This window comes from Herbaspirillum sp. 1173, assembly GCF_031455335.1.
Classification (GTDB): Bacteria; Pseudomonadota; Gammaproteobacteria; order Burkholderiales; family Burkholderiaceae_D; genus Herbaspirillum; species Herbaspirillum huttiense.
Genome location: NZ_JAVDSP010000004.1, coordinates 25275 through 48240, shown reverse-complemented (window position 1 = coordinate 48240; position 22966 = coordinate 25275). Strand labels below are relative to the sequence as shown.

General features: G+C 55.2%; 29 protein-coding genes, 1 tRNA gene and 1 pseudogene. 15 read left to right on the top strand and 16 right to left on the bottom strand.

The window, feature by feature from the left end; all coding sequences use genetic code 11:
* Positions 1–172: 172 nt before the first annotated feature.
* A complete protein-coding gene (locus J2X56_RS14950; RefSeq protein ID WP_198984262.1) occupies positions 173–376 on the bottom strand; it encodes a hypothetical protein in 204 nt (67 codons plus the stop codon).
* A 356-nt stretch (positions 377–732) separates the two neighbouring features.
* On the opposite strand from J2X56_RS14950, the gene J2X56_RS14945 reads away from it, so the two are divergent.
* The gene (locus J2X56_RS14945; protein ID WP_198984261.1) at positions 733–981 is read left to right on the top strand and encodes a DUF1272 domain-containing protein; all 249 of its coding nucleotides are present in this window, start codon (positions 733–735) and stop codon (positions 979–981) included.
* A 320-nt stretch (positions 982–1301) separates the two neighbouring features.
* Here the strand turns inward: J2X56_RS14945 and J2X56_RS14940 are convergent, their stop codons facing one another.
* The 3 genes from J2X56_RS14940 to J2X56_RS27040 form a co-directional block, all read right to left on the bottom strand.
* Positions 1302–1952 carry a BON domain-containing protein gene (locus J2X56_RS14940; RefSeq protein WP_145604155.1) on the bottom strand — a complete coding sequence of 217 codons (651 nt, stop codon included), beginning with the start codon at positions 1950–1952 and terminating at the stop codon, positions 1302–1304.
* A 315-nt stretch (positions 1953–2267) separates the two neighbouring features.
* A complete protein-coding gene (locus tag J2X56_RS14935) occupies positions 2268–2531 on the bottom strand; it encodes a hypothetical protein (RefSeq protein WP_198984260.1) in 264 nt (87 codons plus the stop codon).
* On the bottom strand, positions 2521–2670 hold the full coding sequence (locus J2X56_RS27040; protein ID WP_409025218.1) for a catalase: 150 nt from the start codon (positions 2668–2670) through the stop codon (positions 2521–2523). The genes J2X56_RS14935 and J2X56_RS27040 overlap by 11 nt, the downstream gene beginning before the upstream one ends.
* A 212-nt stretch (positions 2671–2882) precedes the next feature.
* Here J2X56_RS27040 and J2X56_RS14930 point away from each other — a divergent pair, with 212 nt between their 5' ends.
* Positions 2883–3566 carry a Crp/Fnr family transcriptional regulator gene (locus J2X56_RS14930; RefSeq protein WP_198984259.1) on the top strand — a complete coding sequence of 228 codons (684 nt, stop codon included), beginning with the start codon at positions 2883–2885 and terminating at the stop codon, positions 3564–3566.
* Positions 3567–3576: 10 nt separating this feature from the next.
* On the opposite strand, the gene J2X56_RS14925 is transcribed toward J2X56_RS14930, so the two are convergent.
* The 6 genes from J2X56_RS14925 to J2X56_RS14900 form a co-directional block, all read right to left on the bottom strand.
* Positions 3577–3846, bottom strand: a complete 270-nt coding sequence (locus tag J2X56_RS14925; protein WP_145604159.1) for a hypothetical protein — start codon at positions 3844–3846, stop codon at positions 3577–3579.
* A gap of 183 nt (positions 3847–4029) precedes the next feature.
* On the bottom strand, positions 4030–4284 hold the full coding sequence (locus J2X56_RS14920) for a hypothetical protein (protein ID WP_145604160.1): 255 nt from the start codon (positions 4282–4284) through the stop codon (positions 4030–4032).
* 213 nt (positions 4285–4497) lie between these two features.
* Positions 4498–5220: a Crp/Fnr family transcriptional regulator gene (locus tag J2X56_RS14915; RefSeq protein ID WP_145604161.1), complete on the bottom strand. Its 723-nt coding sequence runs from the start codon at positions 5218–5220 to the stop codon at positions 4498–4500.
* A gap of 153 nt (positions 5221–5373) precedes the next feature.
* On the bottom strand, positions 5374–5940 hold the full coding sequence (locus J2X56_RS14910; RefSeq protein WP_310160684.1) for an FxDxF family PEP-CTERM protein: 567 nt from the start codon (positions 5938–5940) through the stop codon (positions 5374–5376).
* A 1752-nt stretch (positions 5941–7692) separates the two neighbouring features.
* Positions 7693–8049, bottom strand: coding sequence for a hypothetical protein (locus J2X56_RS14905; protein WP_310160683.1), 357 nt, complete (start codon positions 8047–8049; stop codon positions 7693–7695).
* A 237-nt stretch (positions 8050–8286) separates the two neighbouring features.
* On the bottom strand, positions 8287–8733 hold the full coding sequence (locus tag J2X56_RS14900; RefSeq protein ID WP_310160995.1) for an XRE family transcriptional regulator: 447 nt from the start codon (positions 8731–8733) through the stop codon (positions 8287–8289).
* A gap of 133 nt (positions 8734–8866) precedes the next feature.
* On the opposite strand from J2X56_RS14900, the gene J2X56_RS14895 reads away from it, so the two are divergent.
* From J2X56_RS14895 to J2X56_RS14845, 12 genes and pseudogenes are all read left to right on the top strand, one after another.
* A complete protein-coding gene (locus J2X56_RS14895) occupies positions 8867–9019 on the top strand; it encodes a hypothetical protein (RefSeq protein WP_233207678.1) in 153 nt (50 codons plus the stop codon).
* Positions 9020–9034: 15 nt separating this feature from the next.
* Positions 9035–9277, top strand: a complete 243-nt coding sequence (locus J2X56_RS14890; protein ID WP_006461600.1) for a hypothetical protein — start codon at positions 9035–9037, stop codon at positions 9275–9277.
* On the top strand, positions 9270–9470 hold the full coding sequence (locus tag J2X56_RS14885) for a hypothetical protein (protein ID WP_044530748.1): 201 nt from the start codon (positions 9270–9272) through the stop codon (positions 9468–9470). Before J2X56_RS14890 ends, J2X56_RS14885 begins: the two co-directional genes overlap by 8 nt.
* Complete coding sequence (locus J2X56_RS14880) at positions 9461–9706, top strand: ogr/Delta-like zinc finger family protein (RefSeq protein WP_075259284.1); 246 nt, start codon at positions 9461–9463, stop codon at positions 9704–9706. The genes J2X56_RS14885 and J2X56_RS14880 overlap by 10 nt, the downstream gene beginning before the upstream one ends.
* Before the next feature lie 105 nt (positions 9707–9811).
* Positions 9812–10033: a hypothetical protein gene (locus J2X56_RS14875; RefSeq protein WP_310160682.1), complete on the top strand. Its 222-nt coding sequence runs from the start codon at positions 9812–9814 to the stop codon at positions 10031–10033.
* Between the two features lie 85 nt (positions 10034–10118).
* The gene (locus tag J2X56_RS14870; RefSeq protein ID WP_242405628.1) at positions 10119–10475 is read left to right on the top strand and encodes a hypothetical protein; all 357 of its coding nucleotides are present in this window, start codon (positions 10119–10121) and stop codon (positions 10473–10475) included.
* Positions 10465–12516 carry a replication endonuclease gene (locus J2X56_RS14865; protein WP_310160681.1) on the top strand — a complete coding sequence of 684 codons (2052 nt, stop codon included), beginning with the start codon at positions 10465–10467 and terminating at the stop codon, positions 12514–12516. The genes J2X56_RS14870 and J2X56_RS14865 overlap by 11 nt, the downstream gene beginning before the upstream one ends.
* Positions 12513–12659, top strand: a complete 147-nt coding sequence (locus J2X56_RS14860; RefSeq protein WP_199181604.1) for a hypothetical protein — start codon at positions 12513–12515, stop codon at positions 12657–12659. Before J2X56_RS14865 ends, J2X56_RS14860 begins: the two co-directional genes overlap by 4 nt.
* Complete coding sequence (locus J2X56_RS14855) at positions 12656–13000, top strand: hypothetical protein (RefSeq protein ID WP_310160680.1); 345 nt, start codon at positions 12656–12658, stop codon at positions 12998–13000. The genes J2X56_RS14860 and J2X56_RS14855 overlap by 4 nt, the downstream gene beginning before the upstream one ends.
* 21 nt (positions 13001–13021) lie before the next feature.
* A pseudogene (locus tag J2X56_RS27035) lies at positions 13022–13144 on the top strand (hypothetical protein); the annotation flags it as partial.
* A gap of 53 nt (positions 13145–13197) precedes the next feature.
* A complete protein-coding gene (locus J2X56_RS14850) occupies positions 13198–14169 on the top strand; it encodes a site-specific integrase (protein ID WP_310160679.1) in 972 nt (323 codons plus the stop codon).
* Between the two features lie 340 nt (positions 14170–14509).
* Positions 14510–14833 (top strand): hypothetical protein, encoded by a 324-nt coding sequence (locus J2X56_RS14845; protein WP_310160678.1) that lies wholly within the window; start codon positions 14510–14512, stop codon positions 14831–14833.
* Between the two features lie 534 nt (positions 14834–15367).
* Here the strand turns inward: J2X56_RS14845 and J2X56_RS14840 are convergent.
* Positions 15368–15446: transfer RNA gene (locus J2X56_RS14840), tRNA-Ile, on the bottom strand.
* A 57-nt stretch (positions 15447–15503) separates the two neighbouring features.
* On the bottom strand, positions 15504–17729 hold the full coding sequence (rpoD, locus tag J2X56_RS14835) for an RNA polymerase sigma factor RpoD (protein WP_008325811.1): 2226 nt from the start codon (positions 17727–17729) through the stop codon (positions 15504–15506).
* A 52-nt stretch (positions 17730–17781) separates the two neighbouring features.
* Here rpoD and J2X56_RS14830 point away from each other — a divergent pair, with 52 nt between their 5' ends.
* Positions 17782–18075: a hypothetical protein gene (locus J2X56_RS14830; protein ID WP_227022640.1), complete on the top strand. Its 294-nt coding sequence runs from the start codon at positions 17782–17784 to the stop codon at positions 18073–18075.
* Positions 18076–18566: 491 nt separating this feature from the next.
* On the opposite strand, the gene dnaG is transcribed toward J2X56_RS14830, so the two are convergent.
* The 4 genes from dnaG to J2X56_RS14810 all read right to left on the bottom strand — a co-directional run bounded on the left by dnaG (position 18567) and on the right by J2X56_RS14810 (position 22781).
* On the bottom strand, positions 18567–20363 hold the full coding sequence (gene dnaG / locus J2X56_RS14825) for a DNA primase (protein ID WP_310160677.1): 1797 nt from the start codon (positions 20361–20363) through the stop codon (positions 18567–18569).
* 40 nt (positions 20364–20403) lie between these two features.
* Positions 20404–20850 (bottom strand): GatB/YqeY domain-containing protein, encoded by a 447-nt coding sequence (locus tag J2X56_RS14820; protein WP_121044756.1) that lies wholly within the window; start codon positions 20848–20850, stop codon positions 20404–20406.
* A 297-nt stretch (positions 20851–21147) separates the two neighbouring features.
* A complete protein-coding gene (gene rpsU / locus J2X56_RS14815) occupies positions 21148–21360 on the bottom strand; it encodes a 30S ribosomal protein S21 (RefSeq protein WP_006462949.1) in 213 nt (70 codons plus the stop codon).
* Positions 21361–21572: 212 nt separating this feature from the next.
* Positions 21573–22781 (bottom strand): NAD(P)/FAD-dependent oxidoreductase, encoded by a 1209-nt coding sequence (locus J2X56_RS14810; protein ID WP_310160676.1) that lies wholly within the window; start codon positions 22779–22781, stop codon positions 21573–21575.
* Between the last annotated feature and the right edge of the window lie 185 nt (positions 22782–22966).

Below are 22966 nucleotides of genomic sequence, written 5' to 3'. Positions count from 1 at the left end.
GGGATAAATCATTAAGCCAATCGATACACGATCTCACCTATTTTCGCGCCCAGTTCAACTTGAAGAAAGTATTTAGCGAAAGTACGAATGTTGACATCAAGCGCAGAGAATCAACAGGTTCCAAAATTCCAAATCCGGTTTTTCGGGCGGTGTATAAGCACGCTCTTTCTCTTTAATCCTCTGACAAAATGAGACGCTTTGGATCGCAAAGATCGTTTGTCTTTCCTCGACTAAGTGCGAGGTCCGCAAGAAATTGATAAATACTCTCGATATCCGCAAGCTGCAGTGAATAGTCTAGATAGAAAGCATTTCCCGAAAGCGGAAATTGATAGTCGAGAACCGTTTCCACTAATCGAAGGCGATTGGTCTTGTCCATATGATTCTCCAATGAGAAAGACACAAAAGCATCTCAACGGAGGGACTCAAAAATTGGAGAGACAGCAGAGTCGGGATGGAGAAGCCAATCAAGAGGGGAGCTTTTTTCCAGAGCATTGAATCGCGAAGGACTATACAGACCTTACTCCTATTCCTTCTTCAGAACGTGAATAGATACTATTTATTTTTCTATTGGCATGATCAACCCTATAGCGCCACCATCGATGAAATGCGTACGTGGCTAAAAATGACGATTTTTTGTCCGCTTTATCCTTGTCGAGAGATACCAACGAAATTCGCTCTTCGAATAAGATGTGCGCATCCACTCAAACCTAATCGCTATACATAGGATAAAAAATGCTCGATTTACGACCCAACTGTGAATGTTGCAATAAGGACCTGCCTCCAGATTCGACGGACGCGAAGATTTGCTCCTTCGAGTGCACCTTCTGTAATGATTGTGCGACGGACATCTTGAAAGGTAGGTGCGCTAATTGTGGCGGGGAACTAGTCGCACGCCCCCGAAGATCCAGGGAAAAGCTCGCGAACAACCCTGCAATGACAGAGCGAGTGTTCAAGCAAAACGGTTGCAAACCACCTGCATAGAGCTACCGAACTAACTCCTCTGAGTAGATTCCAAATGGTCAGCCGCTTCGTGACTTCTCTAGCGTGGAGACCTACTCTACTAACTTGAGAGACGACCCTGAAACAAATATTCTTTGACCTAAGAGATCTGAGATATGAAGAGACGTATGATCACGCGGGAGCCTGTATCAGACGTCGGAAGGTGATTCAAATGACCAGGGTCAAATTCGCGAGAAAATCAACAGAGTGAAAAATTTCTTAAAAAAAATCTCTTGCGCGCATGTAATCGCCAGCCCTTTGGAAGCGTGATTCTTGGGGATCGATTTCTGACTATAGATTTTCTAAGTTACAGAAAGCCGATCAATAACATTGCATACCCCAGGCGTTCCCCAAACCGCATTAGTGACCATGTCCCGTTCCGCCAAATTATGGACAGATCCTGATAACGTCACCTCCGCTCCAACGACATCGATGGAAATAGCTTTTGCTTCATTATGAGCACGTCGTTTTAGAGTGGCTTCTATTTCATACTTGAGAGATGCTACCGATACCGCTTCCCTAATTCGGATGTGACTAATGACACCTACAACTCCCATAAGATCACGTACTGCGGCAACTGCTCCGCGCCGTTCAAAATCCCATCTGACCTCTCCGGTTAGCGTAATCCAACCGTGCTCAACCAATACCTGAAGGTTGTCATAAGGCACATGGGTGGACCACGAAAGCACATTAGAGGCAGTACGTGCAATATCGGCATCTTCACGCTGACTGGAAAGCGGTAGCTTTACTAATATCGCAATGGCGACTCCCTTAACACCTATAACCCTCTGGGCAGCACGCTCTGCTGCCACCTTTTCAGAGTGGCTCCCAACATGACCGAAAAGAGTCACGATGCCAGCTGAAACCTCAACTCCTATATCAGTTGCGATAACGGAGGGCTCCCACTTCAGCTCTTCGTACACGGCCTCCTGAATTTGCGCATCGGATTTCATAAGATCTCCTTTTGAAAATATGAACTCCTATTCTGGTCTCTGGCCTTAAAGATTTCTGTTCGTTATCGAACAGACTCTAAGTGCGTAGGAATTTAAATTGAAAGGATGTAGATTTTCTTGAAGATTACACCAAACCGTCGTCACGGATTTCTCAGAGATAGCGGAGGAAAAGCGGATTCATGCTTTAGACGAATGGGCTTGTATACCTGCTCTGCGGCGACGAAAAAAAGCACGGCCACCGAAACAGGGAGGCGCGGCAAACATTTTTATTATTAGTAGTATCGCTGTCGGAGCTAAAGCTAATGACGTACACGATCAGTACCGGCGGCGGCGCTCAAGGAAATTCAGCATCAGCTGGCTCGCGTCCGGTCCTTGAGCGTTAAAGGACATCGCGTCATCTCCTCCGCTCCACACGTGGCCCGGACCTTCGATTATTACCGAACGGATCATCACTTTACGCCCGATGGTGTAATCGTTGATTGTGAAGCTGCGCCGCATCGGCGTATTCCTCGCGACCCGGCCGAACCTTCTTTCCTTGGTCGGCATTGCAGTTAGAGCTAATGCCTGATTAAGACTCACGAACTGCTCCGCTAGTTGACTGGCTGAAGCCGATACCGGGGATAAGATGGGCAGTATAACAGGCCGTTTTTTGTTTCTCTGCGAAGAAGTTATCAGGGTTTTGGTTGAGTACCATACGGCTCTGGCGTCTTAATGACAACCTTCGATCGATTGTCCTCTGAAGTCTTTCTTGCTGTCAGTTCGTAGCGATTTTCTAGCCCTTCCGACCCGTTGATTTACCGGTCATTAATGGCCTCGTATGTTCGTTAAAGGACGGTGACAAATATACAAAAGGCTCATACTCCATTCATTAAAACGGTATTACGACATTCGACATGCCTACTTTTTTGGCCACATTACCTGAGAGATGAATTGGAAAATGACCAGAACCATATTATCGCGTCACTGTCCCAAGCCGACCGGGCACACCTGTTAAAGCAATGTACTTTGATTGACCTGCACGCCGGGCGGATCTTGTCGTCGCCCCGTGCTAACGTGATTTACTTCCCAATCAATGGTCTGATCTCAATCCTTTCGCTGGGAGATGCGACACCTAACTTCGAGGTCAGCATGGTTGGTCGAGAAGGCATGTATGGGATTCCCTACGCGCTGGGCTTGAAGTCCACAGATTTCCACGCCTCGGTACTCTATCCGGGCCGAGCATGGAGTATTTCCGCCGCGACTTTCCGGACAGAATTGAACCAAAACAAGGGACTACAACTGGCGCTGAATCGATACATCAACATCGTCATCGAGCAACTCTATTGCACGTGCCGCTGCATCAAATTCCATACTCTCTACGAGCGCCTCGCAAAGTGGCTACTAATGAGTCAGGATCGCTCCAACGCGCAAGAATTCTCAATCACGCAGGAAACACTGGCATCGTTGCTGGGGGTGCGACGTGTTGGTATCACTGCCGCGGCCACCCAATTGCGGAGTCAAGGAATTATCGAATACAGTCGCGGTCACATGACCATTCTTAACCGCAAGCACCTTGAAAAGCAGGCATGTTCTTGCTACATCGACGAAACTAAACTCTATACAAAAACGCTTTAACAAGCTTACGCTACGTCCCCCGCGCGGCTATGTTTGTGCTGCTTCCTGCACGCACTGGCACGCTAACCTGCGGTGACGGGACTATCTGGAACTTTCGCTCAGGCATAAACTCATGGTTGCAGCTCAGGCGCTGCCATGAGCTGACCAAGATGAACAGATCCGACTGCGAACCCACTCTGATGAATCCATAAAGATGCCCGTTCTGGTTGTCCATTGCAATCGCCAGATCCTTCTGCTGCATGGCTGAAAACTTGACGATACGCAGTTCAAGTTGATCCATCGCATTGCCGTCGAAATCGCGGCTGATACCGCCAACTGTCCCGATCCGGCTCTGGCGGACCTTAAGAAAGTACTATGCCATTACCCGCATTTTATTGCCTTAGTGGTCGCTTCTCTGTTCGTTACCTCACTTAGCTGAGGCTAGATCGAAGACACTTCTGAACCTTGCGTAGGCATCTGCCGTCTAAGTGCCTGTGAGCTCGCCCTGCACTTCACGCTTCTCTATTTCGGAGTGTGCGCGTACGAACGCGCACTGAAAGGCTGTGGCGAAGGAGCTCGCCCGCCGATCCATCCAATGCGCAAAAATGACATCGGCACCCGCCGCGGAAATCCTGGCGAATCGCCGTATTCTGATAAAGATACAACAATCATTACCATAACGAGTTACCGTGACCTCGATCTGAAATCCCTTGAAGAACTTGATGCGGCTGGTGTGCATGCTTGAACTCCTGTAATCGGCTCCCTGCTCAAGATGAGCTCTATCTAGCCGCTAGGGGCGCGCCGATAAGCTTGATATCCCTCTTAAATCTGATCGTAATCATGACCTCGCGTACGGTCGTTGCACTACGTGACCAAAGCGGCTTGACCAAGCTGCCAAGTTCCAACCATTCGACAAGCTACGCGCAGGCGCTAGATCAACGTGACAGACTCATCAACTTTCGAAGCGAGTCGGCGGCAACAAACGTTGAGTTTCCTTTCTGACCACCGCGTAGCATTCGCAGCACAGCTCTTCCAGTCTTGGTCTGTTCAGTACCGTTAGCCGTCCCCTGCTGTACTCGATCACCCCCTGCCGTTGCAGCTTGCCAGCTGCCTCGGTGACGCCCTCGCGCCGGACGCCCAGCATGTTGGCGATGAGCTCCTGGGTCATCGTCAGCTGGTTGCCGGACAGTCGATCCAAAGATAACAATAACCACCGGCACAACTGCTGGTCGATGGAATGGTGTCGATTACACACTGCGGTCTGCGCCATCTGTGTCAGCAGCGCCTGGCTGTAGCGCAACATCAGATGAAGCGTACCTGTATCGCGATGGAATTCCTCTTTGAAGCGGCTGGCAGAAAGACGATAAGCGCTACCGCCACTCTGTACGATCGCTCTGCTGGGAGTACTTTCTCCTCCCATCAAAATGGCGATGCCAATAAAACCGTCGTTACCCACTACGGAAATTTCTGCCGACGCACCGTCTTCCATGACATAGAGTAGCGACACGATGGAGTCGGTCGGAAAATATACATGCTGCAGCGTATCGCCCGATTCGTAGAGCACCATCCCTAAGGGGAGGGAAACCCATTCCAGCTGGGGAAGCAGGCGATGCTGCACCTCCGGTGCCAAGGCGGCCAGAAGGTGATTCATTAATGGAAGATCTGAATTAGACATGCATTAATCCAATTGGGGCGAGCGAGACTGAATACCGACCGGCAAATATCGGTGGACTTCGGATCCATAGATTTTCGATACCAGAGACATGGAAGCGTTCAGCATAAAAAAACTGCCCGCATGGGCAGTTTCAAAGTTCTTCCGCTTTGCCTTTTACACCGGCACGAGGCCGGTCGAATTTGTCCCATGCATGGTCGATTTGCGACGACGGCGCAGGACAGCGAAACCTACCAGGCCAAGCCCCGCCAGCATCATTGCCACAGTGGAATTCTCCGGAACCGCTGCAACGCTGATGTTGCCTCCGAAGCTCCCGCCGTTAGTGCCCGTGACGTTGCCGATCGCTGACAGGGTGTACAGCCCGGAAGTAAGATTGGATGCATGCAGGGTCCATGTTTGCAAGCCTGAGCTGGAAGTCAAATGGCCAGTCGCGGTCACCCCGTTTCCGCTCAGAGTGAAACTACTGATGTTGAGCCCTGAGATGGAGTCCAGTGCGATCGAGATCACCGCGGACGAAACGTTGAAGACGCTACCCTGTCCGAAAGTGAAATTCTCAGTGAAAGTCTTGCCGCTGGTGCCGGCACCGTATGAGGCACCAATCGACGAGCTGGGGCCGTTGAAGGTGATAGTGGAAGTGTTGTTGATGTCGGTCGAAGCATGGACAGCTGCGCTGGACAGCATCAAGGAAACGGATAGGAATACCCCTGAAATGACGTTTTTCATTGAGTGACCTCTAGGTTGAATGTGGCAAAGATAGGGGAAAGCAAACTGCTGCGATTTGATTCTTCTTGGCGCCTTGGGAAGCTCCTGGCACGACGCGCTTATTTGAATTAACAGTGTTGACGCCATGGCAAGCCATCTGCCATTCACCTTTACTCCAGGACGAAGCATCGCCTAAGCGGACATCCTCTATCTGTTCGTCACCGAACATTACGAAACAATTTTTATATTTTTTCGAAGAGTATCTTTTTCATTCTTTGAGTTCACTTATGCGAGCTAACGTACGGGCTGCGACGTTTTATCGATAGACGAAAAAAGTGTCGCGGCGACGAGGGTTATAAAGATAGCGAACTTCTCAGAAGAGAGACGAGCGTTTTTGCGGCCATTATCCTGCCTAGTGTCCAACATTTACGATAATCCAGAAGAAGCTTTTGGTGTGTGCGCTGATAACCATAGAGGATGCAGTTCCACATCCCTTAAGAACCAATGGCGTAAATGAATCTGCGTATAGCCTATATGACTACAGCTACATAGGCCTTACACCTACATCCGCTGGATTTCAATAGGAACAGCATGTCTCATCGTCAGCGTAGCCATATCGGAAGCGCTAGCGGATTGCCAACCTGAACCCAAGGAGAAATGATATGTCTAGCAACAATCAACGTAGAAAAGACACTAGCAGTGCCCAAAAATTAGTGGATGCAGGAGAGAGTAGCGGCAAGTCCCGCCGCGATAGCGACGGCGACCCGGTCGCAGGCGGCAAATATTCAACCATACCGAAGAAGCAAGGGCACTCGACATCTCGCAAAATAGGTGGCACAAAATCGTAGATGAGGTTAGAGGAGCGACGACAAGAGCTCCTTCTTTTGAACGGGGCGTTCTTTGGATAGCCCAGTGGCGGCCTATACCGATAGCCACACCGCAAGCAAGAGCACAGGTGTGCAAAGAAGCTCTACTAAACGCTGCAAGAGATGCGGTGCTGGATGATGCCTTGGGATGAATCTGTCCGCTTTCGAAAGAAGGAAATCTAATTCACGCTTGGATGATTCCAATCTAGCAACAGGCCAGAATAATTCGTAAAAACATGAGGAAGAGAGAAACTTAGAGGCGAATGAATGATTACCCCCATCAAGGTAACTGCCCGTGCGAATTCATGAATTCGTTCCAACTCAAAGCTCCGAGCGTGAAACTGCTTACCATGTCCTCACAACTATTGATTCCGTAAGCAATGGCTAATGCCTCTGTTCGATAAACCTTCTTTAGCCCTCGCTTTAGCAGTACCGATTCACCGACTCGTTTCACCTGCATGGACTCGAGAGACCAGCCAGCATCACACTTTGAGTACTCCAATCGGTAGCAGAAGCTACCATCGCTACCATCAGTTTCGTAAGTAAGCATATGAACTCCTTGGCGAATAAAAGACAAATGGCACGTCTGGATTCGAGACTTCCGGACAACCTCTTGCCGACTTTTGCGATAAAGGAATTAGTTGAACAGACGTTCAGTAGCTTAAGGTAACGATTTGGCTTGTACCGAACTGTTCGGTACCTAACATAGAAAAACGTCGCGACGAGTTCGTTCTGCATAGTTATATGAGCAGATTGACGTATGGCTCTTCGGCGGTCTCTTAAGCCGAAACTATCCGATGTGTTGATTTGCTCGCAGAATTGGCCGTCTCCTGGATTACTCCCCCGGGCCGGACCGGGATGATTGAGGGATTAATTCACTTCAAATAAGAGCCAAATTAGACGCCACTCAAGAAACAGGCATCTTATAGAGCAGCCACCCGCATAATAGCGAGAGCGCGAACGCCAAAGCCGCCAGTGCGAATGTAGCCCTTTGAGCACGGGCGAAAGCTGCATCTTTTTCAAGACAAACGAGACATCTAAGATGATGTTGCAGTTTTGCGCTCTGCACGACTTTCATCCCTCCTGGAATCGCAACCCGATCCGCTTTGCACGCGCCGGACGCAATCCATCCCTCTAGCGTTTCTTTCACGGTCGAATAATGCTCACTTGGAAATTCTCGGAAATATCGAACTCCAAAGTCTTTCATAAAGATCTTATAAATTTCGACCTCCTTTTCACCGGAAATGGCAGACCATTCTTTCACTAATACGGTAATCCTTTTCCGCTGGAATTCAGTGATCCTTTGGGGGCCCTCTACGTCTCGTACTTCACTCGACTTCCGAGTACCAACGGTCGTTGGGCCGCTGATACTGTGCACATTCCCATTGATGAATTGAGAAACGCTTCCCCGAATATTAATTTTCCCTACCATTACCACCCTACTTCGCAAAAATAACCCTTAACGCAGCCATCTATCACATCGAAGAGGCACTGCTCCATTTCATGACTTTTTCTTAGACGGGGCTTTGACCATCTGAGGGCCAACCACCTTTTTAAAGGTCTCGCCCTGAATTTGTTGCCCTACACCGCCGTGAATTGTGATATTCGCCCGACCTTTTGGAGCGGGTGCCGGTGTATCTGTATCGCTCGCTCCTTCGACCACGCCAAGGACGCGGGCCTTCGCACGAAGATCCAACTTCCGATATCCCACCAGAAGCTCCGATTCGTCTTCCGTCAACCCGTCGGAAGACGGAACACCAAGTAAAACATACTGGGTGTCAACACCAAGCGCCGCAACGGCAATTAGATAGTCCGCGCCTGGAAAGCGCTTGTCTTGCTCATAGTTGATTTGCGCTCCCTTTTCCACCCCACCGACGGCAGCAAACTCCGGTTGAGTAAGGCCTAGGCGCTTACGCTCATCTTTTAATCTTTGACCAAAGGTACTCATTACGCAAATATTTGTTTGACAGGTACGTTTTTGAGAACTAATATTCACGTCATTGCTAAGTGACGTGTACATCCAATTATCCCATATGCCTACTTTCTCCAAGCACGTATCCCGCCCACATACCGATACTTCGGTGGCCGTTACCTTCCGCCTTGAAGCTGATGAAGAGCAAAGACTGGCTGAGTTGGCCCGCCAGGATTTGCGCACGCGCTCTTCTTTTGTGCGCCTGCTGATCTTACGCGGCATGGCCGCCTACGACAAAGACGTCAAGGCCGGACGGGCTTGAACATAGGAGGCTGCTATGTACGACGATCCCCGCAAAATCCGTCACCGCCGCATCGTAGTGCGCGTCAACGATGACAACTACGACATCATGAAAGCCCTGGCGCAGTACCAGGGTGAAAACCTGGCCACGCTGGCCCATGATCTGTTGATGCATCAGGCCATCGCCCTGGCGCAATCCTATTCGATGCCGATCTTATCCGAGCAGAACGTGCAAGCAAAGGCGCTCACGAGCCACTTTTCAGTGCCTCGCAATGCCTGATATCGAATTGCCGTTCACCCATCCTGCGTTAGTCGAAGCCCTGGAAGTGATCATGATGCGAGAAGGCTTCGACACGATTGAACAGGCCGCTGAGTTCGCTCTAGCGCAATCTGTTCGAGAAGGTATCAAACGTGTTACAGGCAAGGGGCGTGCACTCTATGCCATCAAGGGAAAGAAAACAACATGCGTGTAATTAGCCTGCCGTGCCCTCATTGCCAAAGCCCTGTACGTGCAGCCAAAAGTCGAACCATGTCCACGCTCATGAAGGAAATCACCTATCGATGCCAAAACGTCGATTGCGGCCATACCTTCGTTGCCACGCTGGAGATTTCTCGTACCGTGTCGATGTCCGCGATGCCCAATCCAGAGGTGAGCCTTCCCATCTCGCCCCGTGCGTATCTCGCACCCCAAGGAACAGGCACTGCCTGACTTACCGGTGACCGCTTAGCCGGTCGCTGAACCTCCAAATTTAACTAAGACCTGTCGTGCGCCGTTTGGCGCACGCGGGATTCGCTCACCCTAAAGAAACCTCACATGGCTCTCGATCAGCAACAGACAACGCTTGCGCTCGCCTCGCTGCGGCTTCGTATGGGCGACGACATTAAAGAATTTCAATGTGCGCAGCGAATGTTGCTGCGCAAGGCAGTGCTACAGGATGACCTGCAGTGGAATGTGATCTGGGAAGGGAAGAACGCTATATCCGCCCGCCTCGTTCAGCGCTTGCAGCGCCTCGGCGGTCTGATGGGGGCATGGTAATGCGTACTGTGATCGCTCATGGCATCGCTGCTCTTCTGTTGCTTGCACCATCTCTTCTGGCGGCTCTCGGGCTGGTACGGGGGTGATGATGCGCGGTGCACGAATTAAGGACCATGCGTCATTCCGCCCGGCATCGGACCTGCTGCGCGAGCGCGCGGCATGGGTGCCCACGCCTCCGGGCAATGAGGCCGCTAAGGCTGAGCTAGAGAAGTCCATTTCGCTGCTGCGCAACCGGCGGCGTCCCAATCTCCAAACCGGGATTGCCTATTCCTGGGCGGCGATGCCCAAGCCAGTGCGTCGACACATCCTGGCCCTGGCGGGACTCTCGGCAGATCGCTGGGAATGCCCTATTCACTCCTTCACTGAAGCTGAACGCCTGGCCATGCGCCACGCAGTGCTGCGGGCCATTACGACGTATGAAAGAGCCCTCAATGCAGTCTAGAACAGTCGATGCCAAGACACGCCGTCGGCATCGGGCCTTCGTGGAGTCCCGGCAGTTTGCCGGAGAACTGGCACGTATTCCGCTGAAGTGGCGCGGACGTGTCGTGAGTCAGGCACTGGAACTGATGTCGGTATGGCACTGGAACAAGATTTTTGAGCCGGTTGCGGTTCAGTTCGTCCGGGAATTCGCTGCGCAGTATGTGCCGGCCGGCGTGGATCTGTCGCAGGATGATGCCGATATCTGCGCCACGGCCGAGAAAGCCGCCGAGAACGTCAAGAAAATCTTGTGGAAAGCGATTTCTGATACCCACGCACGCGACCTCATCGAGCAAGAGTGTAGTGACTACGGCATTGATATGCCTGAAGTGGATGATGACGATCTGCGTGCCATCATTGCGCGTGTCGTGGATCCGCGCTGGTGGCGCAGGCAACTGCGCAAGGTAGTCGGAAGAGCCTTTGAAGGTGGAAATATCCGCCTGGGTTATGTCCACTATCACGGTGAGCCCTATGCCAGTAATGACGCCGTACTCTCTCGCCTGGCGCAGAACAGAAGAAATGCCGCCGCTCTAGAAGCGACCATTGTGCGCAATGAGGCAGGCCAGGAATTCAGCATTGCTGAGCTGGCCGAGAAAACGACTGCGAACAAGACTATTCGTCGCGGCGAACTCATGTTGCGCATCAATGGTTTCGAGACCATCGCGAAGGAGTGCAACGATCAGGGCCTGTTCCTCACATGGTCGTGTCCATCGCGCTTCCATGCAACCCTGCACACCGGCAAGCCGAATCCCAGGTATGACGGCTCCGACCCGCGCACAGCCAATAAGTACCTGGGCAAGATGACGGCACTGGCGCGCTCGGCGCTCGCTCGACGTGGTATCGGGCTGTACGGCTTCCGTATTGCTGAACCGCATCATGACGGTTGCCCGCACTGGCACATGCTGGTGTTCGTGCGCGCGCTGCCGGATTACACCACGCCGCACGTCAAGGACGTGGCCAGCCGCGCTATCCGCATCATGAAGCGATACGCCTGGCGTGCGGATCGCGGCGAACCGGGTGCATTCAAGCGCCGGCTTGACGTGAAACGCATTGATTGGGCGAAAGGCAGTGCTGCCGGTTATATCGCTAAGTACGTGGCCAAGAACATCGATGGCGTGGCGGACCACAAGACCAAAGAAGGCTACCTCATCACCACCGATATGGCGGGGGATCGTGAGCTAACGCCCTCGGCCCGCGTGGAAGCTTGGGCGGCCCGCTGGGGCATTCGCCAGTTCCAGCAATGGGGTGGCGCACCGGTAAGCGTGTGGCGCGAACTGCGCCGCGTGCCAGCAGACATGGTCAAACAGGCTCCTCCGGCCATGGCCGCCGCATGGGATGCTGTGCAGAAGGTCGAAGGCGAGAAGCGTGCATGCTGGGCCAGTTATCTGCGTGCGCAGGGCGGCGCGCTTGTAAAACGCGACGATCTGATGGTCACGCTGGCCAAGGAAACCAAGACTGTCACCGGCCGCTATGAAGAATGCGAACGTGTCATGCCCTATGGCGTTCAATGCCGCCAGATGGCCGGTGTGGTTTTTAAATCGGTTCGTCACACATGGACGCCAGTTCAAGGGCACGACGCCCGCGCATCGGCGGGTTCGGGGTTCCCTTGGACTCGTGTAAATAACTGTACGCAGCCCGCCGGGCGTGACTTTGCGGCCGCTGTGTCCTTCGAACCGAAGACTTCACCAGCGCCGGTCATGTTCAAGCCCGACCAGGCCGCGCAGATCAATCGTGCCTGGCTCGCCTTGGGCGCATGTCCCTGGCCCCGGCCGGTGGTAGACGACATGCCGACATGGCCAACACCAGCCATGACGGTGGACGAACAGCGCCGGGCCCTGGCCGCCTGGGATGCCATCAGGGCATGCCCCTGGCCACGCGTGGTGCCTGTGCCGGACAAGTCACCGCGTCACGGCACGCCTCACCAGGTAGCCGACTGGCGCGCTGGCCGGCTCGATGTGACCGAACTTCCGATTGATACCAATCCAACGAAAGGGAACGCCCCATGACCGCGTTTCGTGTCGTCGTGCGCACTGCCAGCGCACGCCATTCTTACACCGCCATCGCAGCCCATAGCTGCGACGTGATCGCCGCCGCCGTCGATCGCTTTGGCGTGTGCTCTGTTACGGCCACCAAGGAGAAGAACCAATGAATGCACCTGTGAAATTTGATGTAATCGTCGCCTCTGCCAAAGAGCCGCGCGACTTCGTAATGCAGCCTCCACAGAGCATGGACCGCATCACGTTCAACACGCCCGACGATGGCGTGCTGGCCGGTTATGTGTCGGTCATTCGTCAGCATCTGGGCAATGGCGAACGGTTCGCCTGGGTAGAGCTGGAAAACGAACTAGCAGGACAGTTCCATGGCGTCCCGCTGGCGGACATCATCACTTGCGATGATTCGGGCCTTGCTCGCCGAGCCAAGAGCAACTCCACGTCGAAGCGCAGCCTTTCCCTAGCTGACTTCAGCGCTCGCGCTGTCGCATTCGCATAAAACTCGATAAGGAAATTTACGATGATTCAGGAGAACACTGAGCCGTCTCTCATTGGAGTAGCGTCCGCTGCAGTAACTCTCGGTGTATCGCCGCGCCACGTATATGACCTGGCTGCGCCTGCTGGCCCGATTCCTTGTTATCGGATCGGCAGACGTATCCTTTTCAACCGAATTGACCTGTTTAGCTATTTGGAATCATGCCGATATACCGCGACAAAGAAAGAGGTAATTTCGTCTTTGAATTCGACCGCCGTCTTAAAGGCAAAAGGATCAGGATTAGAAAATACCTTCCGAAAACTTGGAATAAGTCCCAGGCCGACGCCTTCGACCGGGAAGAATCCGCACGTCTCTATGCGATAGCGAATAACGTTGAACGGCCAAATTTCTTAATTGATGATGCAGTAAATATCTATATCGAGGAGCGCATCCCGCTCTTGAAAAGCGGTGCCAATATAGCGCGGGAGCTGGCGCAAATGTATTTCGCGTACAAGGGCCGTCATATGTCCGAACTCCCGCAAGTTTGCAAGACTTATCTGGCAAAAGCCGGGCGGGTTAACGAAGACAATGAAACGCCGCTAGCGGCGGCTACTTTACGTAATCGCATTCGCTATCTCACTTCGGCCTGCAGATATGCTTGGAAGCATCATGGTATGTCCGAACATGATCCGGCCGAACGTGTCGTTGCCCCGATGGTACGCAATGAGCGCCGTCGATACATCAGCAGGAAAGAAATGCTGCAGCTTTGCTTAGCATCGAACCATCGTCCTATGCGGGCCGCTGTTCGCATTGCGTTCTACAGTGGTATGCGGATGTCCGAAATCCTGCTGGCAGTTAGAACCGAAGATTCTTTCATACTGGAAGATACAAAGAATGGTGAACCGCGGATCGTTCCCATGCATCGCAAGATTCGTTGCTGCGCAAAAATTATGCTTCCAGACCAGAGCCGCATCTCCAAGCACTTCAGGGATGCTCGCCGAAAGGTGGGCTTAGATTGGCTGCACTTTCACGACTTGCGGCACAGCGCAGCTAGCTCAATGATCAATGATGGAGTTGATCTCTACACAGTCGGCGCAGTTCTCGGGCATAAAACAGCTTCCAGCACGAAACGGTATGCTCACCTCGCGACGAGCTCACTGAAAAGTGCAATAGACCGCATCGGCAAGAAATAACTAACGGAACATTAGACGTTACTGCCGGAGAGCGTCCCGAAATCGTCACGCCTCAAAAGGCCACCTATACGGGTGGCTTTTCTTCTGCGACACTGGCGACGCGACCACCGCTATCAGCCTGAAGCTATTGATTTACTCTCTGATCGCTTATCGTGAAGGGTGGATAACGGACGAATCCCGCCCTGCCTTCCCATGTCTATAGGCATTGTTTTTTGGTCAAAGCCCGCCAGTCACGTAAAAAATCGAGCATTGTGGGGATCTTCCCTGGGTGCCCATGGCGGCTTTGCATCGGAAGCCGAGGGTTATAGCCCAAAAGTGGGAAATGTTACGAGGATACTAGATGAGCACAAAATACATTAAACAAGAAATGCAAAGACAACTTGAGTCTGCGCGAGATGCTGTGGTGGACGAAGTGAGTTTCATCAATTTTCTGAATGTACTCTCCGCAGACTGGTTTGCAGAAACTGAATTACTCGCGGCGTCACCTCAATCGCCGTACTCTGCGGGGGCACTGGGCTGGGAGAACGGCAATATTGGCGCTTTTTTAAAAGCGTCCGCCCGTTGGGTGGAGAATTCAAGAAATGGGCCCCAACTCTATGAAGTTCCCAGAAATCCTTGGCGTAGGGTTGCCGATATCCTGTTCATGGGGAAGATTTACGAATAGGATGGAATCTTGGCTATATCAACCGGAGCTATTCCGAATTGGCTTGGCACGGGAAAAATGGACGGGTCACTGCGATATCCGCTATCTGCCATCCGCGAAATTGCCCGCCGTTGGACATCTCCCAGAATACGGTTCGCTGTTGTATCCAGTCAGACTCGATCGAGGCAGCATACCCAGCAAGGCATTCGCCTAGCTCTCTTGATGAGTTCACTCCCAGGCTCTCCGCTTGGCTGAGCTCTGAATCCGTTAAATCTCTAGGCAACGAAGAGCCCTGAAACAGATGTTCCTGGATCTATTAGAGCTGGGATATGAAGGGTCGTACGATCGTGTGGCTGCCTTTGTGAAACGGTGGAAGGTGGGTCAAATGGAGAGGTTCAAGTTCCGAGGGTGAATCAATAAGAAGCCGAAAATTTCGCTTAAGCAGTTGAACACAACAGTCCAGTGGCCTACAGCCATTTTGCCAAAACGGGCAAAAAATCCCCCAGCAAAAGAAAAAGCGGCTTAGCGCAACTAAGCGCTAAGCCGCTCTAGTACTGGTGGCCCCCCCGTGAGTCGAACACGGCACCAACGGATTATGAGTCCGCTGCTCTAACCAAGCATGAGCTAGGGGGCCAAAAAATCAGCCGGCGATTTTAACATCTCGCCGGCCAATCCTGACTCACCCTTAAGATCAATTCCCTTCCAGGAAGCTCTTGAGCTTGTCCGAACGCGAAGGATGACGCAGCTTGCGCAATGCCTTGGCTTCGATCTGACGAATACGCTCGCGGGTCACGTCGAACTGCTTGCCCACTTCTTCCAGCGTATGGTCGGTCGACATCTCGATACCGAAACGCATGCGCAGCACCTTCGCTTCGCGCGGGGTCAGCGAATCCAGGATGTCCTTGACCACGTTGCGCATCGAGGCATGCAAGGCCGCATCGGCCGGCGCCAGCGTGTTGTTGTCTTCGATGAAGTCGCCCAGATGGGAGTCGTCGTCGTCACCGATCGGCGTTTCCATGGAGATCGGTTCCTTGGCGATCTTCATGATCTTGCGGATCTTGTCTTCCGGCATTTCCATCTTGATCGCCAGGGTCGCGGGATCCGGCTCGGCACCGGTTTCCTGCAGGATCTGACGCGAGATGCGATTCATCTTGTTGATCGTTTCGATCATGTGCACCGGAATACGAATGGTGCGCGCCTGGTCAGCGATCGAGCGGGTGATGGCCTGACGGATCCACCAGGTCGCATAGGTCGAGAACTTGTAGCCGCGACGATATTCGAACTTGTCCACCGCCTTCATCAGACCGATGTTGCCTTCCTGGATCAGGTCCAGGAACTGCAGGCCACGGTTGGTGTACTTCTTGGCGATCGAGATCACCAGACGCAGGTTGGCCTCGGTCATTTCACGCTTGGCCATGCGCGCCTTCTTCTCGCCGGCGCCCATCTTCTTGTTGATCGCACGCAGGTCCGGCAGCGGCAGTACTACGCGCGCCTGCAGGTCGATCAGCTTCTGCTGCAGTTCCTTGATGGCCGGCACGTTGCGGCTCAGCACGGCGCTGTAGTCATGGTTGGCGGCGACTTCGCCATCCACCCAGTCCAGGTTCACTTCATTGCCCGGGAACACCTTGATGAAGTGCGCGCGCGGCATGTTGCACTTGTTGACGGCCACGTCCAGGATCTGGCGTTCCACGGTACGCACTTCGTCCACCTGCGCACGCAGGGTGTCGCACAGCTTCTCGACGATCTTGGCGGTGAAGCGGATGCCCAGCAGCTCGTTGGAAATGATTTCCTGCGCCTTGACGTAAGGCTTGGAGTTGTAGCCTTCCTTCTCGAAAGCCTTGCGCATGTTCTCGAACTGGGTGCCGATGACGGCGAACTTGCCCAGCGCGTCGCGCTTCAACTGTTCCAGCTGTTCGGCGGAGAAGCCGGCGGCACCAGAGCCGCTGCTCTCGTTTTCCTCTTCTTCTTCGTCTTCTTCCTCTTCTTCCTCTTCCTCGTCGTCCTCATCGGAATCGGAAGAGGCCGCCTCGACCTGCTGTTCGCTCTCGTTGGGATCGACCAGGCCGTCGACAATTTCGTCGACCTTGATCTCATCCTTGGAGATGCGGTCAGCCGCAGCCAGGATCTCGGCGATCGTGGTCGGGCAGGCGGAGATGGCCTGGATCATGTCCTTCAGGCCATCTTCGATGCGCTTTGCGATTTCGATTTCGCCTTCGCGGGTCAGCAGTTCGACCGAACCCATTTCACGCATGTACATGCGCACCGGGTCGGTGGTACGGCCGAAATCGGAATCGACGGTCGACAGTGCAGCTTCGGCTGCGGCTTCGGCGTCATCATCGCTGGCCACGTTGGCCACGTTGTCCGACAGCAGCAGGGTTTCCGCATCAGGAGCGTGCTCGTAGACCGAGATGCCCATGTCGCTGAAGGTACCGATGATGCCTTCGATGGCTTCTGGATCGACGATGTTTTCCGGCAGGTGGTCGTTGATTTCCGAGAAGGTCAGGAAACCACGTTCCTTGCCCAGCTTGATCAGGGTCTTGAGCTTCTGGCGACGGCGCTCCAGCTCTTCTTCGCTGGCTTCGGTGTCGGAAGAGAAAGCGTCCTTCAACAAGGCCTTTTCCTTGGCCTTGCGATCCTTGGCCTTGGCCTTGTCGGCCGCCTTCAGTTCGGTACGCTCGATGGTGTTCAGTGCGGCAACTTCATCGCTCTCGGGCTGGAATTCCTTGGGCTTGCGGCCACGGCGGCCCGGCACCTTGACGCTCGGCAGCACATAGCCGGACGTGTCGATGGCTGCCAGGGCAGCGGCATCAGTGGTTTGGCTTACGCTCGACGCAGCAGTCGCGCTGACGTCTTTGCCTTCCACCTGTGCGGCTTTGGTGGTCTTGGCGGTCTTGGTTTCGGGTTTCTTGGTGGTCACGGAAGTCTTCGTCGCTTTCACAGAAACCGCTTGTTCGGCGGCTTGAGGTAACTTGTTGGCTGGCGTTGCAGTCGCTTTGGGCGATGCGGCGCGGGCCGGCTTGGCGGCAGTTGTCTGGGCTGCCGTCTTTTTCGGCGTCGCTGCTGCTGCAGTCTTGGCCGTGGGTTTTACGGTAACAGCAGCCTTCGCCGTCCCCTTGACTGGCGATTTGGCGGCTACCGCCTGGGTGGTCTTGGCCGCAGCGGTCGATTTTACCGCCGCTGCCGTCTTGCTGCTCTTTGCCGACGCTGCTGGAGTTTTCGCGGGTTTCTTCATTGCATTTGCCATAGAATCAACTGCCAATTGAGAATTCACTCATTGCGCCAATCAAGTCATGCTAATGATGCAACTCCGGTACCGGTTGCCCGGTAGACTCCGGCTGCACGCGCAACGTTCCTTTTACCGGCGGGCCATCGATCGCGCGCAGCAGGCAGTCGTGCCGCTTGCAATCCGGCAGGCGATACCGCTGTCTGCCGTCCTCCCTCCCGATGCGCCGGGGTGAAGGCATGTCGCCGCAGGGTGGGGATGCAAGAGCCATCCGGCGGAACTAAAGCCCTCTATTATAGCACAGATGGGGCTCTTTTCCCTGGGATCAAGCCGCGATATTCGGCCATCCGCCAGCGATCCGGTGCGTAAAACACGACAATTTGCAGTGCTTTACCGCGTTTTCCACACCAGGCCGATTTCTGCTTCCCTACTCCTGCTCACTCTTCAGATCGGGTCACGCAAACATCACGCAAGGCCCTCGCTGCCGATTCTTCTTTCAGCCCCTCCCCGCTTCCACGGGAAAGCCGCCCCTCAACCTGCCGCGACCACACCGCCGGTCTGGCGCTTGAGCCATTCCTTGCGTTGCATCAGCTCACGATAGCGATTGCGCTCTTCCTCGGTGCGCAGGTTGGACGCCACCAGCATCTGCATCTCGTCATCGAGTGCGCGGATCCTGGCCTGGCGGATGGCACCGGCCATCTCGGCCCGCACCACATCAAATTCGGATTCCGACTCGGCCGCGATTTCCGCGATCATCGAGTCAAACTCGGGGCCGCCCTCGCGCAGGTGCTCGACCAGCGCGGCGAAATTGGCCTGCTCGCCCATGCCCTGGGCCACACCGACCAGATGCGCCAGTAGCTCGGCCTGGTCGGGCGCGATGCGGGCGATGGCTTCCAGCGCGGCGGCATCGAGGTCGGCCGAGAGTTGCGGATGCGCCACCAGCAGCCGCATGATCTGGCGCTCCAGCCCGACCGGGGCGGTGCGCTTGGTGCGCGGCGGGGCGCTGCGTACGCGCGCCACCGGCTTTTCCAGTTCAAACAGCACTTCCAGCTCGGCCGGCGTGGTCTGCGTGGCCTGGGCCACGCTGCGCACGATCTGCAGGCGCAGACCGGATGCCGGCAAGGCCTGCAGCAGCGGCTTGGCGGCAAACTGCGCATGAGCGCGGCCTTCGGGCGTACGCAAGTCGTTCTCGCCGATGATTTCCTTCAACAGGAACTGCGACAGCGGCATGGCTTCGCGGATCTGCTCTTCAAAGGCCGGCGCGCCCATCTCGCGCACATAACTGTCAGGGTCGTGTTCCTTGGGCAGGAACAGGAACTTGATGGTCTTGTTGTCCGAAGCATGCGGCAGGCAGGCCTCCAGCGCGCGGCGCGCGGCGCGGCGGCCGGCGTTGTCGCCGTCGAAGCTGAAGATCACTTCATCGGTCTGGCGCACCAGCTTTTGCACGTGGATGGGCGTACACGCCGTTCCCAATGTGGCCACGGCCTGCGGGAAACCCAGCTGGGCCAGCGCCACCACATCCATGTAGCCTTCGGTGACCAGCACATAACCCGCCTCGCGGATCGCCTGGCGCGCCTCGAACAGGCCATACAGCTCGCTGCCCTTCTGGAACAGCGGCGTTTCGGGCGAGTTCAGGTACTTCGGTTCACCACCGTCCATCACCCGGCCACCAAAGCCGATCACCTGGCCCTTGGTATTGCGGATGGGGAACATGATCCGGCCACGGAAGCGGTCATACCGCTTGCGATGGCCACCACCCTCTTCGCTCTTGTCGATGACGAGGCCGGACTCGACCAGCACTTCGTTCTCGTAGTCAGGGAAGACCTGGCGCAGGCTGTCCCACTCGTCCGGCGAATAGCCCAGGCCAAAGCGGGCAGCGACTTCGCCGGTCAGTCCGCGGCCCTTGAGATAGGCAATCGCGGGCTGGGCACTGCGCAGCTGATGACGATAAAAATCGTTGGCGCGCGTCATCACGTCCGACAGGGCCATGCTCTTGGCCTGCTTTTCCTGGCGCTGCGCCAGGGGGATGTTGTCTTCGCGCTCGGGCACCACCATGCCCACGTTCTGGGCCAGATCCTTCACCGCTTCCACGAATCCCATCCCCGAGTACTCGATCAGGAAACTGATCGCCGTACCATGCGCGCCGCAGCCGAAGCAGTGATAGAACTGCTTGGTCGGGCTGACGGTGAAGCTGGGGGATTTCTCGTTGTGGAAGGGGCACAGGCCCATGAAGTTGGCGCCGCCCTTCTTCAGTTGCACATAACGACCGACCACGTCGACGATGTCGACGCGGTTGAGCAGGTCCTGGATGAACGACTGAGGAATCACCTGGGCAGCGAGGCGTTAGGCAACGAGGCGAAGGGGCTGCTTACGCAGCCAGCGCGGCCTTGACCAGGGCGGACACGGCCGTCATGTCGGCACGTCCGGCCAGCTTGGGCTTCAACACGCCCATGACCTTGCCCATGTCCTGGGGACCGGCAGCACCGGTGGCAGCCACGGCGGCCTGGACTTCAGCCTTGATCTCGTCATCCGACAGGCTGGCCGGCATGTAGGTGGCCAGCACGGCCAGTTCGGCCTTTTCAACGTCAGCCAGGTCCTGGCGGCCGCCGGCTTCGAACTGGGAGATGGAATCCTTGCGCTGCTTGACCATCTTGTCGATGATGGCCAGCACGTGGGCGTCGGTCAGTTCGACGCGCTCATCGACTTCCTTCTGCTTCATCGCGGCGGTCAAGAGGCGGATGGTGCCCAGCTTGCCCATGTCCTTGGCGCGCATGGCGGCCTTCATGTCTTCCGTGATCTGCTCTTTCAAACCCATGGGGTACTCCGAAGATGAGGTGGATGAGTATTCTGCGATCTGGCGCCATCCCGCATCCAGTATTCCGGGCAGCAACAAAGCAGGGCCCGGTCTTGGCATCGTAGAACATGGATGGGCTTATCGCCAGCCCGAATTGGTGCTTTCCTTCCTATTTGGGGCTGCCAACAGGAAAAACCAGGCCAGCCAGGCACCCGGAGAAAACACCTCGACAAATCGGGAATAAATGCGAAAACCCGCTGCGGACCAACACCGGAGCGGGTTTACACATCGGCCGCACGAGTGCGCGGCGAGAAATTCTTAGTACAGCTTCTTCGGCAGCTGTTGGCTGCGGATACGCTTGTAGTGACGCTTCACGGCAGCAGCCAGCTTGCGCTTGCGCTCAGCGGTCGGCTTTTCGTAGAACTCGCGTGCGCGCAGTTCGGTCAGCAGACCGGTCTTCTCGATGGTGCGCTTGAAGCGACGCATTGCAACTTCGAACGGCTCGTTCTCTTTAACGCGAATAGTGGTCATGTAAATTCAAACCAGAAAGGTTAGGTTGGATTAGCAAAGAAAGCGATTGTAGCAGGACTGGCACCCGATTGGAAGGCCAAACGTGGCATTTTTTCCACCACCGTGGTAAAAAACGGATAAGAATCAGGCACTTATCACAGTCAAGATGATCCTTCACCTGAAGTCAAGGGCAAATGAAGGAAAAAGTCCAACACCTGCCTTCCAGGCCGCCCTCACACCGCGGAACCCGCCGCCACGCCTGAGGCCCACGCCCACTGGAAATTGTAGCCGCCGAGCCAGCCGGTCACGTCCGTCGCTTCGCCGATGAAGTGCAGTCCCGGCACCTTGTTGGCCATCATGGTCTGCTGCGACAACTCACGCGTATCCACGCCGCCGAGCGTGACCTCGGCCTTGCGATAACCTTCCGAGCCACTGGGCAGGATCACCCAGTGATTGAGCGAGTCACCCAGCTTCTTGAGCGACTTGTCGGGCATGTCGGCAATGCGCGCGTTGGCATCGAAGCCATTGATCTTGAGCCAGCCTTCGGCCAGGCGGTTGGGCAGCCACTGTGACAGCAGATTGCCGAGATTCTTCTTCAGCGTGCCCTTGCCGTGAATAAGCAACTGGGCCACATCCAGTTCCGGCAAGAGATTGAGCCGCAGCGGCGTGCCCGGCCGCCAGAAACTGGAAATCTGCAGGATGGCCGGCCCGGACAGCCCGCGATGGGTGAACAGCAGGTCTTCAAGGAAATGTCCGCGCTCCTTCTTCTCGCCGGTCTCCACCGACACCTCCAGCGCGATGCCGGCCAGTTCGGTGAGCGACTGCCAGGCCTTGCCGTCGAAGGTCAGCGGCACCAGGCCGGGACGCGTCTCCACCAGCTTCAGGTCGAACTGGCGCGCGATGCGATAGGCGAAATCGGTGGCCCCGATCTTGGGAATGGACAAGCCGCCGGTCGCAATCACCAGACTGCTGGCCTGGATCTCGCCGGCACTGGTAGCGATGCGGAACTGTTCACCGCTCTTGCCGACCTCCTGCACCGTGCAGGGCATGCGCCAGCTGACGTTGCCCGCCTCGCACTCGGCCTTGAGCATGGCGATGATGTCTTCGGCGGAGTCATCGCAGAAGAGCTGCCCCTTGTGCTTCTCATGGAAACCGATGCGATGGCGCTTGACCAGTCCGATGAAATCCTGCGGCGTATAGCGCGACAAGGCGCTGCGGCAGAAATGCGGATTCTGCGAGAGATAGTGCTGCGGACCCGCCCCCACATTGGTGAAATTGCAGCGGCCGCCGCCGGAGATGCGGATCTTCTCGGCCAGCTTGCCGGCATGGTCGATGAGCACCACGCGGCGGCCGCGCTGGCCGGCCACGGCGGCACACATCATGCCGGCCGCACCGGCGCCGATGATGGCGACATCAAATTGATTGGGATTGTTCTTGCTCATGCTTCCTCCGGCACGCATCTCGGTGCAGCCCGAGGCCGCTTCAAAGCCGTGATTGTCCGCGATCCCGCCCCGAAAACACAAGAGCCAGGAAACAACGCGCGCTCGGGAAGCCACAAAGACCAAGGGCCGGCATCTTGCGATACCGGCCCTTCGCCTTCTTCCTCCCATCATCCCGCGTGCTCTGC

Bases quoted from the DNA above. Each gene is read 5' to 3' on its own strand.
- J2X56_RS14950 (WP_198984262.1), bottom strand. From the start codon at position 376: ATGGACAAGACCAATCGCCTTCGATTAGTGGAAACGGTTCTCGACTAT.
- J2X56_RS14945 (WP_198984261.1), top strand. From the start codon at position 733: ATGCTCGATTTACGACCCAACTGTGAATGTTGCAATAAGGACCTGCCT.
- J2X56_RS14940 (WP_145604155.1), bottom strand. From the start codon at position 1,952: ATGAAATCCGATGCGCAAATTCAGGAGGCCGTGTACGAAGAGCTGAAG.
- J2X56_RS14925 (WP_145604159.1), bottom strand. From the start codon at position 3,846: ATGGATCAACTTGAACTGCGTATCGTCAAGTTTTCAGCCATGCAGCAG.
- J2X56_RS14920 (WP_145604160.1), bottom strand. From the start codon at position 4,284: ATGCACACCAGCCGCATCAAGTTCTTCAAGGGATTTCAGATCGAGGTC.
- J2X56_RS14915 (WP_145604161.1), bottom strand. From the start codon at position 5,220: ATGTCTAATTCAGATCTTCCATTAATGAATCACCTTCTGGCCGCCTTG.
- J2X56_RS14910 (WP_310160684.1), bottom strand. From the start codon at position 5,940: ATGAAAAACGTCATTTCAGGGGTATTCCTATCCGTTTCCTTGATGCTG.
- J2X56_RS14900 (WP_310160995.1), bottom strand. From the start codon at position 8,733: ATGAGTACCTTTGGTCAAAGATTAAAAGATGAGCGTAAGCGCCTAGGC.
- J2X56_RS14890 (WP_006461600.1), top strand. From the start codon at position 9,035: ATGTACGACGATCCCCGCAAAATCCGTCACCGCCGCATCGTAGTGCGC.
- J2X56_RS14885 (WP_044530748.1), top strand. From the start codon at position 9,270: ATGCCTGATATCGAATTGCCGTTCACCCATCCTGCGTTAGTCGAAGCC.
- J2X56_RS14880 (WP_075259284.1), top strand. From the start codon at position 9,461: ATGCGTGTAATTAGCCTGCCGTGCCCTCATTGCCAAAGCCCTGTACGT.
- J2X56_RS14875 (WP_310160682.1), top strand. From the start codon at position 9,812: ATGGCTCTCGATCAGCAACAGACAACGCTTGCGCTCGCCTCGCTGCGG.
- J2X56_RS14870 (WP_242405628.1), top strand. From the start codon at position 10,119: ATGATGCGCGGTGCACGAATTAAGGACCATGCGTCATTCCGCCCGGCA.
- J2X56_RS14865 (WP_310160681.1), top strand. From the start codon at position 10,465: ATGCAGTCTAGAACAGTCGATGCCAAGACACGCCGTCGGCATCGGGCC.
- J2X56_RS14860 (WP_199181604.1), top strand. From the start codon at position 12,513: ATGACCGCGTTTCGTGTCGTCGTGCGCACTGCCAGCGCACGCCATTCT.
- J2X56_RS14855 (WP_310160680.1), top strand. From the start codon at position 12,656: ATGAATGCACCTGTGAAATTTGATGTAATCGTCGCCTCTGCCAAAGAG.
- J2X56_RS14850 (WP_310160679.1), top strand. From the start codon at position 13,198: ATGCCGATATACCGCGACAAAGAAAGAGGTAATTTCGTCTTTGAATTC.
- J2X56_RS14845 (WP_310160678.1), top strand. From the start codon at position 14,510: ATGAGCACAAAATACATTAAACAAGAAATGCAAAGACAACTTGAGTCT.
- J2X56_RS14820 (WP_121044756.1), bottom strand. From the start codon at position 20,850: ATGGGTTTGAAAGAGCAGATCACGGAAGACATGAAGGCCGCCATGCGC.
- rpsU (WP_006462949.1), bottom strand. From the start codon at position 21,360: ATGACCACTATTCGCGTTAAAGAGAACGAGCCGTTCGAAGTTGCAATG.
- J2X56_RS14810 (WP_310160676.1), bottom strand. From the start codon at position 22,781: ATGAGCAAGAACAATCCCAATCAATTTGATGTCGCCATCATCGGCGCC.